The sequence below is a fragment of the Salinispora fenicalii genome, from assembly GCF_000514815.1.
Lineage (GTDB): Bacteria > Actinomycetota > Actinomycetes > Mycobacteriales > Micromonosporaceae > Micromonospora > Micromonospora fenicalii.
Map to the genome: position 1 here is coordinate 1 of NZ_AZWQ01000024.1, position 14,563 is coordinate 14,563.

Below are 14,563 nucleotides of genomic sequence, written 5' to 3' on the forward strand. Positions count from 1 at the left end.
GGCTCTGTCTCACATTCGGTGGTGATGGAGGGTGCTGGTCAGCCGAGCAGGATTCGATGGCGCAGGAGAGCGAAGCCCGCTCGTCCGTACATTTGTCGTTTGATCAGTTTGGTTTTGGTGTTGACGCCTTCGGTGCCGCCGTTGTTGAAGGGGTGGGTCAGGGCGGCGTTGACGGCGTCGCGGTCCAGGCCGAGGCCGCGGATGAAGGTGTGCAGGTGGGGTAGGTCCGTGGCCTTGACCTCGGCGATCCACGTGTCGAGATGGTCGTCGTTACCGGCTGCGGGTGTGAGGAGCGCGGCGAACGAGCCGATGAAGCCGGCCAGCGCGGTCATCTGCGGGCAGGCGCTGGTGAGGGCGTGGACGAGCGTGCGCTGATGGTCTGTGAGCTTCTCGGGTGGGGTCAGGAAGTAGCGGGTGAGGCGTCGGGGCGACAGGGCTGGGCGGTCGGCTTCGACGCGGCCTTGGGTGATGTAGCGGTAGAGCAGGTTGAGGCTGCCGGTGTAGCCCAGTTCCCTGATCTCGGCGAGAAGTTGCGTAGCGCCGACGGCGGGGTCTTGTTCCCGGCGTCGGCGCAGGTGGTCACGGTAGGGGTCGACGAGGGTGGGCCGGTACTGCGGTGCGCGGACCAGGCGTTCGGGTTCGCTGATTCGGGCATACCGTTTGACCGTGTTCAGGCCGAGGTTGAGTCGGCGGGCGCATTCGAGCAGGCCGACGCCCTTGTCGAGCAGGTCGTGGACCTGCTGCCACCGCTGCCGGGTGGTCACGGCCCGGATGCCTTGCTGTGGCGGTAGGCCGGCGGTGGCCCAGCATGTGCTGTGGGCGGTGACCTCTTTGCGGACGGCCTCGGCGAGGTTGTGCCACAGGTGCCAGCGGTCGGCGACCTGCAACGCCTCGGGTAGGGCGCGGCGGACCGCTTCGGCGTAGGCGCCCGAGGAGTCCCGGCACACCACCTCGACACCGGGATGCTCACGCAGCCATGTCTCTAACGTGTGGGCCTTGCGGTCGGGCAGCACGTCGATGCGTTCACGGGTGACCGCGTCGATCAGGACGGTGGCGTAACGGCGACGGCGGCACAGCGCGAAGTCGTCGACCCCGAGCACGCGGGGAACCCGCCGCTCGGGCAGCGGAACGCGTAGCAGCGCCCGCAGCGCGGTGTGACGGGACATGACGACCATCGCCAGGACCGACAACAGGCGAGCACCGCCCCGGCCAGCCAGATGACGCACCACCGCAGCGACCTGGGCGCTCAGCCGGGACGTGCGACGCTGGTAACGCTCCAGAACACCCGGAAGCTGTTCCCGGAACGTGCGACGACAGCCCTGCGTCGGGCACACCAGACGCCGCACGCGCACCCGCACCACTACCGGCCGGGCATCGACCGGCACATCCGCCAGAGTCCGCTGGTGATACCCATGCACCCGGCCCGTCACCGCCTCACAGCCCGGACAAGCCACCGTTCCTCCAGGAGTCCGAGCCCGCACCAGGATCCGCTCGCCCTCGTCCGTGACCTCATCGATCACCAACGGGGACAGCCCCGAGAACACCATCTTCGTAAGATCATCGATCTTGCACACATGACCTCAACGACATCGACCACCCTCGGTCACCACCGAATGTGAGACAGAGCCGAATGTGTGTGAGACAGAGCCGAAAACGCCACACTCCCTATGGCCGCCCCGGCAGCGGTGTGCGGGTGCTCGTGGGGTGCTCGCGCGCCGTGGACAGGCGGCCATCCGTCAGCACCCGGCGGCGCAGGCAATGGATTGGTAGGGATCTGTAGGACTGCCGGCGCCGTTCGGGACCCATGAGCACGACATTGACGGGACTCGTAATCCGCGGTTCGGGGTACGAGTCCCTGGCGGCGCACCAACGAGCAAGGCCCTGACCTGGTACTTCGGTGCCGGTCGGGGCCTTTTTCGCGTACGGCGGTGGTGGTTGGTCGTTCGGTGGGTGCTCGGGAGCCGTTGGACCGGGTTGGTATCGGTGGGACGGGGTGCTAGGCCAGCGGTCCGAACCATGGATCAACCGGGTGCGCCGCTGTTCTGTGGAGGGCCCGGGCGTGGTTAGGGTCGGTTGTGCGGCGGATCGTGCGTAGGTCGGTGCGGGCCATTCTTGTCGATGGTGACGGCCGTCTTGTGCTGATCAAGCGGATCAGGCCCGGGCAGGTGCCGTACTGGACGACGCCGGGTGGTGGGGTGGAGTCGACGGATGTTTGTCTGGAGGCTGCGCTTCGTCGTGAGTTGCGTGAGGAGCTTGGTGGCGAGGCCGGTCGGCTGGTTCCGGTGTTCCTGTTCTCCACTCCGGTTGGTGCGGGTGTTTCGGTGCAGCACTTCTTCGCGGGTCGTTTGTTTCAGTTGCGGGTGGAGGCGCGTAGTGGGCCGGAGTTCGCTGATCCCACGCGGGGTGAGTATCAGCTGGACCGGGTGGCGATTGACGAGCTGCACGCGGTGGCGTTGAAGCCGGATGCGCTCAGGGAGTTCATTGTCGCCAACGAGGAGGCGTTGCTCTCGGTGTACGACGATGGTGCAGGGTTGTGCGGTTGAGAAGGTCGAGCACACTGTCCCAGTGGAATGGTCCGTCTGGGGTGTCGGGTCGTAGGGCTTCGGTGGCGGTGAAGTGAACGCCGGCGGTGGCGAGTAGTTCGAGGTTGCGGTGGAAGGCTGGGTGCGCGGCGAGCGCTGCCTTGGCGTAGGGCGAGACGATGATCGGTGTTCCGGCTCCGAGGGCTTCGTTGAGGGTGCCCAGGGCTGCGGTGTTGTTGATGCCGGCGGCCCATTGGTTGATCGTGTTGAAGGTGGCCGGGGCGACGATGATGGCGTCGGGCCGTGGTAGTGACTTCGGTTCCTGCGGTCCGCGTGGTTCGCTCCGGACGGGGTGGCCGGTTGTCTGTTGCAGGGCTGGGAGGTCAACCCATGCGGTGGCGGCCTCGGTGACGACGGGGTGCACGTCCCAGTCGTCGTGGCGGAGCCGTTCGGCCAGCTCGGTTACTTTGGCGGCCGGTGGGGCGGCGCACACGACGAGCAGGGCTACGGGGGTGGCCTTGGTCATGCGTCTTGGACTCCTGCTCGGTCGGCGAGGGCTCGTAGCCCGGGGGTGCGGCTGGGGTGTTCCCGCCGGAGCAGCTTCGTGATGAGCCCAGCGGCGGTGGCGTTGAGCTTGATCGCCTCAGGGACGAGGCGTTCGTACTCCAGGAGGTGGAGCATCGCTTGGGGGGGCTGAGCTGTCCGTCGCGCTGTGCGCCACGGCAAGGTCGAGGTGCGCTTGAGCGCGCCGGCTGGCGAGCGTCAGTGGGAGCTGTGCGGTGTCGAGCTGGTCGGCGAGCCGGAGTGCCTGTTTGTTCTCGTGTAGGGCGACCGCGATGGAGATTTGGTGTAGCCGGACGTTGGTGGGTCCGAAGGCTGTCCACAGTTCGTTACCGTTGCCGCCGAGTTCATCGGCGGCTGATTCAGCGGCTCGCAGGTGGCGCCATGCGCTGCGAGTGTCTGCCTGGCGGGCTGCCGCCACGGCCGCGTGGAGCAGGAGCGCTCCATACGCCGAGAGGTAGGCGGGGGTGCGGTACAACTGGTGGCCGGCGATGGCCTCGGCTGCGGCTACCGCGACCTCTTCCGCTTCGGCGGCACGGCCTGGCTGCTTGGCGAGCGCGCAGGCGGTCTGGTAGGCCGCGATGGCGGTCCGTGCTGGATCAGCGGCTATCAGGCCGAAGCATCGGGCGCGGTCCGCGGTGGTCCAGGCGAGTTCGCCGTCACCGAGTTTGGCAGCCAGTTTTGACGCCAGCAGGTAAACGCCGCTAGCGGCTCGGGCAACCCTGGGCATCTCCACAGCCTTCGGCTGTTCGGCGAACAAGGAATCGGCCCCGTTGATAAGGATGGGTAGCTGCCGCAGTTTGCTGTACTGAGCGCACTGGTAGGCGAGGTTGCCTACCTGTAGGGCGGCTTCCAGCTCACGTAACGGCAGCAGGACCTGTCCGCTGTCGCGGGCGAGGACCGCGCTCCGCAGCCCCGCACGCCATTGGCTGGGCGAGCCGGAGGCATCGAGCGATTGGCTGGTCTGTGGCGACTCGGGCTCGTATATCTCGGGCCGTGGGTGGGCGAGGGCCATCCCCTTGTGTTGGTGACGAGAATTCGGCTCTGTGGGTTCCGGGAGTTCGTCATTCTTGGCGTTGTCGGGCCGATCGATGTAGAGCCCGAGCGAACGCTTGTCGGTTTGCAAAACCGTGCAGAGCGCCCATCGGTAATCCTCATTGGGCCACCGGATCTCGCCGCGTTCCAGCGCGCCAATGGCCTTCTCGGTGAGTCCTGCCCAGCGCGGCCTGCAACCTTGCCTGCCGTACATCGAGGCCAGTTCGGCGTTGCAGGCGTCGGCCAACTCCTGGCGAGACATCGGGCGGCCGGAACCAGAGGGGGACCGTAGCGCCTTGCGGGCAGCCCTGAGGTGACTGTTCGGGACGCTGTCCCTCCCCACGATCTGCCCCCAGGATCGACCCAGCAATGACGTGCCCTTGCGCCACATTGTCGCAGCATTACGCTCCTACATGGTCCCAGTGCGTCCCTGCCCGGTTCAAGCGATACCGATGGTCGTCGGCGGCGTGGGCCACTTCCTGGCCTTGCGGTCCGCGCCGCAGGGCTGGGTGCCACGGTGAGGCCGCCACCCCGCGAGCGCGGCTGGCGGCTGCAACCCGTGCCGGTCAGGCGTCGAATTCGCCGTTGCGAACCCCCTCGATGAACTCGAACCAGCCATCCGGGCCGAACACAAGGACACTGTCGTCGGGGTTTTTGGAGTCCCGGACGCCGACCTGCAGGTCCGTAGCGGTCGCGACTTCGACACAGTTGTCGGCACCACCGCTTCGGGTGGACTTCCGCCACGGGTAGAACTGCCTGTCATTCATCGTGAATATTCCTCCTGATTTCTTCGGCCGTTGCGGTGAGGAAGTCGAGGCTTTCGCCCGGTGGCATGGCGGCGTCCGCCAGCCTGCCGTACAGGTCGAGGTAGCGGTTGACGTCTGCTACCTCTGTCAGTACGAGGTCGTCGGTGGCCGTGTCAACGGCAACGACCACGGGGTCGTGCGGGTCCGGGTACCGGTATGTGAAAAACGCCGAGCGGGGGACGGAATGCTGGCGGATCTTGGCGGCGACTGGCAGTACTCGGATGCTGATGGTTCGGCGGTGGTGTCCGACGAGCGTTAGGTGGTCCAGTTGATCGGCGATCACCGGCGCGGGCGCGGCAAAGCGGCGGATGGCCAGTTCGTCGATGATCACCTCATACCGAGGGCCGCCCGGCCGCTCCAGCATGCGTTGGCGGCCGGCGCGTGCTTCGAGTGCTCGGGTGTGGCTGTAGGTGGCACCGTTGGGAGCGTCCATTAGCAGGCGTGCTTCGGTGTACGGCCGCACCTGCAACAAGCCGGGCAGGTAGACCATCTGATATTCGCGAATCTCACTCGCGCCCGCCTCAAGGTTCGCGTACAGAGCCTGTCGGGTGCCCATCTCGTCGGCGTACTTCGCCCACCACCCGCGTTCCTGTGCCTCGCGGGCGATCGTCATGATCTGCTGCCAGCGCTGCTGATCTACGCCGAACAGCTGGAGAATCCGCATCACCTCGTCGAGGTCAGGGGCGACGTGACCGTTCTCCAACCGCGAGATGCGTTGGCGTGCGACGCCGATCTCCGCGGCGACGCGGGCGGCTGGGTATCCGTGCTCGTCGCGCAGGCGGATCAGCTCGGTGGCGAGCCTCCGACGACGCACCAGCGGGCTGATCACACCACACCTCCGGAGAACAACCAACGCCGGAGGACGATTACGCACCGGCGATGCGGGGAGCGTAACCCCGGGCTTCTCCGTTGGAACTGGGCGTGAGTTCACGATCGGCTGCTGAGGCCCTGATCAGCGACCATCTGGGCAGCAGAACGGGTACCGGATCAGGTGGTGGACGGGGATTCCCGCATATGTGGACTGTCCGTGAAGGTGGACCTACCAGAAGCGATCTGTCGATTTATGTGATCCGGACCGGCCGAACCGGCTGGATCCGGCTCGTGACAGCAACGCGGTCCTGGGCGTGTTCTCGCCTTCCGCCGGTGCACGGTACCGGGTAGGTGAACGCGCCGGACGGCGTGGCTGCAGTTGGTCTCCCGCTCGCCGTTGCTGCTACAGGGCGTGGCGGCGGGCGGGACTTCACCACCATGCGTGTCCCTGAGGAGGGCCGGTTCCGTGTTCGCAGGTGACTACTACTGGCTCGACCGCGATGACGCCACCGGTCTCGGCCGGCACATGTTCTGGGCCGTATCGGTAGCAACCCAGTTTGGGTGCGCCGTGGGAGTGACACATCAAGGTCGCCAGCGCGGCGCACCTGGTCCACATCGGTCGAAACGGAAGGCAGGCATGGCGACCTACCACGGTGGCGAAAAGGTCGAACAAGCGCAAATAGCGTTGCAGCAACACGCAACCAGCAGTGCATCCGGAGCGTGCATTACCTGCCGCAGCCCCGGCCCATGCGCCCAGTTCGAGCAGGCGGTGAAAGTCTTCTGGCTTTCACTTCGACTGCCTCGCCGAACTCCTGGCGCCACCCGACCCGAGCTAATCAATGCCAGACGAGTTGGTGATCACGGGCTGCTGGCAAGCAGACCTCACCGTCGTGTAACGGCAGCTCCCACGGCAAAACGCGTGGCGGGCGCCGTCGGTGCTATCTGTGGGTAAGTCGTCCTGACCATCAGAGTGGGAGGTGAAGTGGTATGCCAGTTAAGCCAGTGACCGTGCCGCCGCTACCGGTTACCGCAAGAATGCCCCTGAATGGCGAGTCGAACACGGTAGTCGAATTGACTGAGCAGGCAATTGCACTGCGTAGCGTCCATGTTGAGCGCGATGGAATTTGTGCCGGATGCCTCGACATGTGGGCGCGGCTGGCGCCTCACCCGTGTCCGCAGGCGGACTGGGCAGAGCGCGTTCTCCAGCAGGCAACACCGACTGCTTGACATCCTTATCTGCTCCTGGCGCATTGCTCGATGCTGGAGGTGCCGCCTAACCCGCGTTTTCACCCTTGCGCTAACGAAGCAAGGCGATCGTTTATCGCCCTGGCCTTGCGGTCGCGGCTACCGGGTCGCGGGCTACTAGCGGCGGGAGGTCTCCCGCCCCTACCTACTACTGAAGGAGAAGACGGCCGTGGACAAAATGCCGGCGAGCAGGCTGGTGCTCAACCCTGACGAAGTCAACTCCGATCCAGTGCCGGGCATGGACTTGGCGGTGAAGTTGGGCATTGGTCAGCTGGAGATCCGCTCAGCCGAGGGCGCCAATGCGGTTACGCTGCCCGACGACCGGGTTCGGTACCTCCGTACGCTGGCCGAGGAGCGAGGCCTGAAGGTGGCCGCGCTGGCTTCGCCGCTGTGGAAGTGGTGCCGGCCCGAGGCGACGCCCGAGAGGGTGGACACCTTCGGCTTTCCCACCCAGGTTCCGCCCGAGGAGCGGCTCGGCTGGATTGAGCGGGCCGTTGAGGCTGCCGTCATCCTCGGAGCCCCGGTGGTGCGGGTCTTCTCCCACCTGCGGGTCGAGCCGGAGCTCACCGAGCAGCTACTCGGTGACCTGCTGTTGGCAAAAGCCCTGGACCTGGCGAACTCGGCTGGGGTGCGGCTGCTGCTGGAGAACGAGCCAGTGTGCACGGTCGCCCATGCCGAGTCACTGCTCGAGGTCCTGGACCGGTACTACGGGCAGGGCCTGGGACTGTGGCTGGACGTGGCGAATCTCCACGAGGTCGGCCAAGCCACCGGTGAGGTGGTCAGCTCCCTCGCCCCGTACGTGGGGTACGTACACGTCAAGGACTACCGGCCCGCCGCTGACGGTGGTGGCCGGGTGTTCTGCCCGGCCGGTGAGGGTGTGGTGCCCTACGGCCAGGTGCTACCGCTGCTGCACGCTGCCCAGCCCGGGCTGCCGTACGCGCTGGAGACCCACGTGCGCGACACCCCAGCCGAGGCCCTCACCTCTGGCGCCGCGTTCCTGAGCTCCGCTGTTCCCGGCTGGCATGAAGCGGGTGCTGCTGGTAGGAGCGGGGGAGGTCGGAGCCAAGCACCTGGCCGCGCTCTCCGGCGTTCCCGGTGTGCTAGTCGCCGGGGTCGCTGACCCCGACCCGTGCGTCGATGTCCCCAGGGGCGTGCCGGTGTTTGCTTCGTGGCGGGCGGCGCTGAGCGCCGTGACGCCGGATCTGGTTGTGGTGGCCACCCCGCCGGGGACCGCGCTTTGTGTAGCCCGGGAAGCAGCCCAGACCGGAGCCGCCGTGCTCGTGGAGAAGCCCTGCACCACCGAGCCGGCGGCCCTGGTGCCCCAGCCGCGCGACGGGCGGATCTTCGTCGCGTTCCAGCCGCACTTCGCCCCCGGCCTGAACGCCCTACTCGCGATGCCTCCTGCTGTTACACGCGCCGACGTGCTTCTGAGCGTGCACCGAGATCCCGGATACTTCCGCGGCTGGCGCCGCACCTACGCGGATGCCGGCGGAATCCTGCACCAGCAAGCCATCCACGGCCTGGCACTCGCCCTGCGGCTGTTGCCCGGGGACGTCGAAATGGTCAACGCAACGGTGACCCACAGCCGCGGCCTGGCAGAGACCGAGGACCACGTCATCGCCGTACTCGCCCTGTCCGGCGGGGCCACAATGCAGATCAACGCCCGGGTCGACCACCCCGGCCCACCGGCCCACGAGCTCATCCTCCACCTCACCGACGGACGTCGGCTTCACGTACGCGGGCGGAACCTTGAAGCCGGACTCGGCGAGATCGCCGCCGCCCCCACGCATGAGGAACTGCGGCGCGCTATGTACGCCGCCGAGGGCCATCCGGCCCACCCCTGCCTGTTCTCGATGACGGCGCTACGGCGCCCTCTGGAGGTGATCGATCGTGTCTACCGCGATGCCCGCGTCGTCCGGACTGCGTACGCCGCTGCGGTTCGGACGCCGGCCGCCTGGTCGGCGAGAGCCTGGCCCGGCTGGAGGCGTGCGGTAGTGGCGAGGAAGTCGACGCCGTCTTCGCGGACTGTCGCGCGAAATGGGGTGAAGCCGGGTTCGATGCGCGTCTGACCAGCGACAAGGAGGGCGTCTGGCACCGGAGCCTGCTGGTCGCCGGGCTCGACCGGGCGCACGGCCACGTCGTGGACATGGGCAACCACAACAACGGGTTCGGCGACTACCTGCTACGCGTGAACCCTGCTGTCAAGCACGTCACAGGAGTCGACCACCGTAACGATCCGAAGGTCCTTACCGGCGAGCGCCTCGACGTCGTCCTGCAGGACGACGTGACCAAGGTCCCGCTGGACGACGACAACGCCGACACCGTGGCCTTCCGCGTGGCTCTGCACGACTGGACCAAGCCCGTGCAGGAAGCGCTACTCGCCGAGGAGGGTCGCATCGTGCGTGCGCCCGGGCGGACAGATCCTCATCGAGGACTCGTGGGCCGACCGGCCAGGCCTGACCGACAACGCCCTGACCCAGCAGTACCGGAGCCTGAGCGAAGAGGACAAGGTCGCTGCCCTGGCGCTGATCGACGTCTCGTCCTGCCTCATGAAGGCCGAGACGGTCGCCTACCGCTTGGCCACACCGACGAGGCGGCGCAGCCGGCGCCGACACGCCGCAAGGTGCCCACCGGCAACTCGTCGACGCTGCAGGCCGATACGCCGAACTGTTCACCATGCAGGCACGCGGCAACGAGATTAATTGCATCAAATGCAACACTGCGTCTGATGGGGTGGAGTGCTGAGCTCGCAGTGACGCGCAATAGCAGCTCTATCCGAGCGCGCGTTGGTGCTCGACGGGTGCGCGGGCGCCGTGGACGGACCCACGGTCGGGTGGACTGACTGGGCCGTTGAGCCCACTGAATCAAGCCACTCCGGCGATGTGGCCTAGCGTCGGGTCGCTTTGCTTATCTTGTTGTGGAGGGCACGCCGGGCGATCGGGCCGAGGTCGTCGACGACCTCGATGAGCACGGCGAGTTGGTCCAGCGCCTCGATGGCGCGCTCGGCTGAGGGCCGGTCGACGCCGTCGTACAGCTCCAGGCCGATGAAGGCGGCCGACACCGCGTGGGCGAGGCCGGGAACGTCGGCGAACTCGGCGAACGGTGACCCGGCCAGCAGCCGGCGCAGGACCAGCTCGATCTCGTCCACCCACAGCTGCAGCGACTCGGCGGTGGGGGCGGCGAGGCGCTCGTCGGCCTGTGCGCCGGCGAGCATCTGGGCCAGCACGGACACGTTGCCCAGCTCGCGTTCCTCCTCGTGCAGGACGCGCCCGACGGCGAGCAGTTCGCGCAGCGAGCCGACCTGGCGCAGCCGGGCCGACCAGTGGGTGACCCGCTCGGCCGTGCCGGTCCGGCACGCGGCTGCCAGCAGCTCGTCGAGCGTCCCGAAGTGGTAGAAGACCAGCGCCTGGTTCACTCCGGCGGCGGCGGCGATGGTGCGGGCCGAGACGCCGGCGATGCCGTGCTGGCGGATCGCGGCGAGGGCGCCGTGGAGCAGGCGTCGCTTGGTGTCGGACATCGCTCTCCTCCCGCCAGGTGTGGCGGTGCGATCATCGCATCCGTCACCAGCTGCGCCAGCCAGGTCATGCCGGGCAGCCGCAGGGTCCAGCCCACCCAGGCCCAGCCGAGGTGGAGGTGCTCGAGAGCACGGGCGACGGCGGCCACCCCCCGTTCCGCGTGGCCGTCGTCGCCCGTGTACGTGGCCCGCAGCTGCCCCTCCTTGGCCGGCGTGATCGTCAGGTTCACCGGGTCCCGCCGCGCCAGGAACCGCCAGACCGCCACGCACGGCCCGCACCCGCCGTCGAGCCGCAACACCGCGGGCGCGCCTGAGGCGTACGGCCGCCAGCGCGGGCCCCAGTCGCGTACCGCCCGTCGCCAGTCCCGCCAGGCGTCCCCGTGCCGGCGGGCCAGGTCGTGCTCCTCGTGCGGCCGGGCCACGGCCGCGCTGAAGGCCACGGCGAGGACGGTCGCGGCCAGCAGCGCCATGCTGCGGGTGACCGCCGCGGTCAGCAGGAGCAGGGCAGTCCCGCCGACCTGCATCGGGTTCGCCAGGTACGCGTAGGGCCCGGTGCGCACGAGCCGGGCCGGCGGATCCCACGGGTACGGGGTGCCGCCGCCCCGTCCGGCGAACTCGCGCACCGCGATGAGCGCCGGGGTCGCCACCAGCAGCGCGACCTGGGCCAGGACCAGGAGGGCGGCCCCGGACAGCCCGGTGATCGGGGACCACGAGCCGCCACCCAGCCTGAAGGCGACACCGGGCACGAACCACAGCAGCAGCGTGGCGAAGACGACGAGCTGGAGCAGCACCCGGGCCCGCAGGTGCCGGCCGTCGGCGCTCCACCGGCCGATCAGCTGCGCGGGCAGGGCCACGGCGAGCAGCCCCACCACCTCGCCCACCAGCCAGTGCGGCCCGAGCAGGACGAGCGGGTGTAGCGCCGGCATCGCCACCACGTCGAGCCAGAGCAGCAGGCCCAGCGCGAGGGGCAGGGGCAGGAACCGGCGTAGTAGCACCGGCAGCGCGCCCCAGAGCGCCGCCCACCCCAGCCACAGGTCGACCGGCATTCCCCGGTAGGTCCCGTGCACCGGCGCGAACCCGTACCAGCCCGTCCGGCGGGCCGACTCGTTCAGCACGGCGACGCCCAGGGCGGCGGCCACGGCGGCGAGCAGGGCGGCGGCCCGCGCCCGCCGGTCGCGCTCCAGCCGGGCCGCGACCAGCACCGCCAGCAGGGGCACCCCCAGGGCGAGCCAGCGGGCGGCGGTCACGGCAGGACGAGCATGTCGAGCAGGTGCCCCACGCCCTCGTGGAGCAGGCCGTCCTGGAGCGGCCCGAAGTACCAGGAGGGATCGAGACCGCGCTCGTACGCCACCCGGACGCGCACCTCGGTACGTTCCCGGTCCACCGACTGCCAGGTCACCTCCGCGTGCCGGAAGGTGACCCACCGATCAGTGATGGCGGTGTCCTCGACGAACCGGAAGCTGATCCAGCCCGGCTCGCTGCCGGTGACCTCGGTGAGCAGATGCCCGCCGGACCCGTGCGCGCTGTCGGGGTAGGCGAACATCCACCGGTCCCCGGTGGCGAGGCCGTCGCCGGTGACCCGGGTCGGCATGGGTACGCCGAGCAGGCGCAGCGGCACCGACCGGACCGGCACCGGGCGAGGACCGGTCGCCAGCCGCTCGCCGACCGCGTGGGCCGGGAGGGTAACCACCCGGACCACCTCGACCGACTGCTCCGGGTTGATCCGTGGGGCGAGCCCGGTGCCCTCGAGCCCGGGTGCGAGCAGCAGGGGAACGGCGATCAGCGAGTACGCCCGGGTGGTGTTGCGACGGGCCAGCCTGATCAGGGCGGTGGTGCCGTGGGCCATGGCGTACACCAGTGGCGCGGACAGGATGACGCAGATGGCGCCTTCGTGCAGCGCCACCGAGGCCAGCAGCAGCGCGATCGTCGCGGTGGTGAAGACCCGGCCGTGGGTGGTACGGCCCGGGGTCAGGGCGAGGGCGGCGGCCAGCAGCACCGGCAGTCCGACGAAGAGCAGGGCGCTGTCGGCGCGCCCCTGGGCCACGGTGATGGCGTAGACGACGATCCCGAAGGCCGCGATGAGGCCGGCGAGCGTCCAGTTGGCCCAGGTGCGCCTCGGCTTCGGCTCCGGCTCACTGGTCATGTTTCCTCCCAGGTTTAAGCGACCGCTCAAACGAAGGGTAGGCTGATTTGAGCATCTGCTCAAGTGGGGGCCCCGATCGAATCCCGGGCTTGTCATCACGGGCGGCGAGACCACCCGGCAGGCGGTTCGTCGACAGTCGACGACTGCGCCTACTGCCCTCTGCCCGACCAGAGGTCCCTGCGTCTGATGTGTGGGCGCGGTCGCAGCAGACCCTCGCCTCAGGGCTGAGGTGCTCGGTGATCTGTGTGGCCACCCCGGAAGCCATCGACCACGCGGAAGGCCTCGTCGACTTCTGCAACGGCCTGTCCGGCTGCGAGTCGGTGGTTGCCACCAGCTGACCCGATGGCCTCGCCGTCGGGCTGCGCATCGATGTAGTTCGACGGCAGGCCCGCGGCTATGCTGAACTTGCCATGCGTACGCAACGAATCGGCTTGGTCGCAGCAGCCAGCTTCCTGGTGGCGACAACGGGGTGCGCCGGATCCGAAGCCAACGATCTCGGACAACCGGCGGGGCCGACACCAGCCCAAACCCGGGAACTCCTGACGACACCCTCCACGGCTCTCGGTGACACACCGCGAGAACTGCTGATCCGTGACGCCGAACGCACCTACCTCACCAACTCGTACTCAGGTGTGAGCGTCGATGGAGCAGCGCTGGTGATCCACCGCGTGCCCGTGCCACGAGTGGACGAACTCGACACCGGTCTGCGCCTCCGGCACCCGGACGTCCCGTTGGCCTTCGTCGACGCGCAACATCCACGCACCGTGCTCAACGAGGTGTCGGACAGCATCAAGAAAGACATCCCGTACTGGCAAACCGAAGGAGTGGCCGTCGCAGCGGTGGCACCCCGCGTCGACGGGTCCGGCGTCCTGGTCATGGTGGACCAAACGATCGCGGGCCTGACCGCTGCCATGCGGGAACGATACGAGTTCCCGAACCTCGAGCTGGCCCAAGGCGAGATCGTCCCCGCCTGACGCTCCTCCGTCTTCATGCCATTCAACCTGGCAACAATCGATACCAAGGTCACCGCCGAGGCGCTGGCCACCTTTGTGCCCATAAGAGAAAATAGCCCTACTACGGCAGGCGCGGGGCGTGCCCATCCCGCGCCGGCATAGGTTGAGGACACATGTGTACCACCACGCTGGTAGGTGCTGATGAACCGGCGTGCGGCAGCGTCTGCCGAGATGATTCCTGACGCTGTTCGGGCGGACGTGGTGACGCTGTGGCGCTACCACGACCTGCGTCATGAGTTGCGTTCGTGTGATGTGGGGATCGGGTTGGGCAGTCATGATCTTGGGGTGGCGGTCGTCGCGACGCGTCTGTTCCACGAGGGCCTGTTCCCAAGGATCGTGTTTACTGGCGCGAATGCTCCGACGACGGTTGGGCGGTTTCCGCGTGGGGAGGCGGTGCACTACCGCGAGTACGCCGTTGAGCAGGGCGTACCGGCGGGAGCGATTCTGGTGGAGCCGCGTGCCACGAATACCGCCGAGAATCTGGAGTTCTCCCGTGTGCTGCTGGCCGAACGCCGGATCCCGGTGGAGTCGGTGCTGATCATGTCGCGGCCCTACCAGCAGCGTCGGGCCTACGCGACGTGCCGGCTGGTGTGGCCGGAGGTCGAGGTGGTGTGCGCGTCGAACCCACTCGACCTGGATGACTACGTGCGTAGCATCGGCGACGCGCGGCGGGTGGTGGACATGCTGGTGGGCGACACGCAGCGGATCGAGGTGTACGCGCAGCGCGGGTTCGCGATCCGGCAGGAGATGCCGGACGAGGTGCAGGCAGCGTTCGAGCGCCTGGTGGCGGCCGGTTACACGAGCCGGCTGATCTGAGCCGCGTCTGGCATGTCCAGGCACGGCGGCAGCGGTGAACGTAGCAGGCGACGGATATGCCGTTGTCGGGTGCTGGAAACGTCGGCTTGAATGACGTG

12 protein-coding genes, 1 tRNA gene and 2 pseudogenes are annotated in these 14,563 nt (G+C 68.2%); 6 read left to right on the forward strand and 9 right to left on the reverse strand.

The window, feature by feature from the left end; all coding sequences use genetic code 11:
- Window positions 1-38 precede the first annotated feature (38 nt).
- On the reverse strand, window positions 39-1,547 hold the full coding sequence (locus B116_RS0113165) for an ISL3 family transposase (protein WP_188116025.1): 1,509 nt from the start codon (window positions 1,545-1,547) through the stop codon (window positions 39-41).
- 241 nt (window positions 1,548-1,788) lie between these two features.
- Here B116_RS0113165 and B116_RS27490 point away from each other — a divergent pair.
- Window positions 1,789-1,869: transfer RNA gene (locus tag B116_RS27490), tRNA-OTHER, on the forward strand.
- Window positions 1,870-2,075: 206 nt separating this feature from the next.
- The gene (locus B116_RS0113170) at window positions 2,076-2,543 is read left to right on the forward strand and encodes an NUDIX hydrolase (protein WP_027660346.1); all 468 of its coding nucleotides are present in this window, start codon (window positions 2,076-2,078) and stop codon (window positions 2,541-2,543) included.
- Here the strand turns inward: B116_RS0113170 and B116_RS0113175 are convergent.
- The 4 genes and pseudogenes from B116_RS0113175 to B116_RS0113190 form a co-directional block, all read right to left on the reverse strand.
- A complete protein-coding gene (locus B116_RS0113175) occupies window positions 2,479-3,048 on the reverse strand; it encodes a flavoprotein (protein WP_027660347.1) in 570 nt (189 codons plus the stop codon). The two genes, B116_RS0113170 and B116_RS0113175, sit on opposite strands and share 65 nt — an antisense overlap.
- Window positions 3,045-4,380, reverse strand: a pseudogene (locus B116_RS28285) (hypothetical protein). The gene B116_RS0113175 and the pseudogene B116_RS28285 overlap by 4 nt, the downstream one beginning before the upstream one ends.
- 304 nt (window positions 4,381-4,684) lie before the next feature.
- Window positions 4,685-4,885, reverse strand: a complete 201-nt coding sequence (locus B116_RS0113185) for a DUF397 domain-containing protein (RefSeq protein WP_027660348.1) — start codon at window positions 4,883-4,885, stop codon at window positions 4,685-4,687.
- On the reverse strand, window positions 4,878-5,753 hold the full coding sequence (locus B116_RS0113190; protein WP_027660349.1) for a Scr1 family TA system antitoxin-like transcriptional regulator: 876 nt from the start codon (window positions 5,751-5,753) through the stop codon (window positions 4,878-4,880). The genes B116_RS0113185 and B116_RS0113190 overlap by 8 nt, the downstream gene beginning before the upstream one ends.
- A gap of 1,404 nt (window positions 5,754-7,157) precedes the next feature.
- On the opposite strand from B116_RS0113190, the pseudogene B116_RS25080 reads away from it, so the two are divergent.
- Together B116_RS25080 and B116_RS25085 are read left to right on the forward strand one after the other, a co-directional pair.
- Window positions 7,158-7,997, forward strand: a pseudogene (locus B116_RS25080) (sugar phosphate isomerase/epimerase family protein); the annotation flags it as partial.
- A gap of 4 nt (window positions 7,998-8,001) precedes the next feature.
- Window positions 8,002-9,048: a Gfo/Idh/MocA family protein gene (locus tag B116_RS25085; protein ID WP_223874569.1), complete on the forward strand. Its 1,047-nt coding sequence runs from the start codon at window positions 8,002-8,004 to the stop codon at window positions 9,046-9,048.
- A gap of 113 nt (window positions 9,049-9,161) precedes the next feature.
- On the opposite strand, the gene B116_RS27495 is transcribed toward B116_RS25085, so the two are convergent.
- From B116_RS27495 to B116_RS0113225, 4 genes are all read right to left on the reverse strand, one after another.
- On the reverse strand, window positions 9,162-9,326 hold the full coding sequence (locus tag B116_RS27495; protein WP_155255749.1) for a hypothetical protein: 165 nt from the start codon (window positions 9,324-9,326) through the stop codon (window positions 9,162-9,164).
- 540 nt (window positions 9,327-9,866) lie between these two features.
- Window positions 9,867-10,496 (reverse strand): TetR/AcrR family transcriptional regulator, encoded by a 630-nt coding sequence (locus B116_RS0113215; protein ID WP_027660350.1) that lies wholly within the window; start codon window positions 10,494-10,496, stop codon window positions 9,867-9,869.
- Entirely contained in the window at window positions 10,391-11,740 is a 1,350-nt protein-coding gene (locus B116_RS25090; RefSeq protein WP_033667617.1) for a methyltransferase, read from the reverse strand. Before B116_RS25090 ends, B116_RS0113215 begins: the two co-directional genes overlap by 106 nt.
- Window positions 11,737-12,636 carry a hypothetical protein gene (locus B116_RS0113225; RefSeq protein ID WP_027660351.1) on the reverse strand — a complete coding sequence of 300 codons (900 nt, stop codon included), beginning with the start codon at window positions 12,634-12,636 and terminating at the stop codon, window positions 11,737-11,739. The genes B116_RS25090 and B116_RS0113225 overlap by 4 nt, the downstream gene beginning before the upstream one ends.
- Before the next feature lie 410 nt (window positions 12,637-13,046).
- On the opposite strand from B116_RS0113225, the gene B116_RS28000 reads away from it, so the two are divergent.
- A complete protein-coding gene (locus B116_RS28000) occupies window positions 13,047-13,610 on the forward strand; it encodes a hypothetical protein (RefSeq protein ID WP_027660352.1) in 564 nt (187 codons plus the stop codon).
- Between the two features lie 174 nt (window positions 13,611-13,784).
- Window positions 13,785-14,465, forward strand: a complete 681-nt coding sequence (locus tag B116_RS0113240; protein ID WP_027660353.1) for a YdcF family protein — start codon at window positions 13,785-13,787, stop codon at window positions 14,463-14,465.
- The last annotated feature ends 98 nt before the right edge of the window (window positions 14,466-14,563 follow it).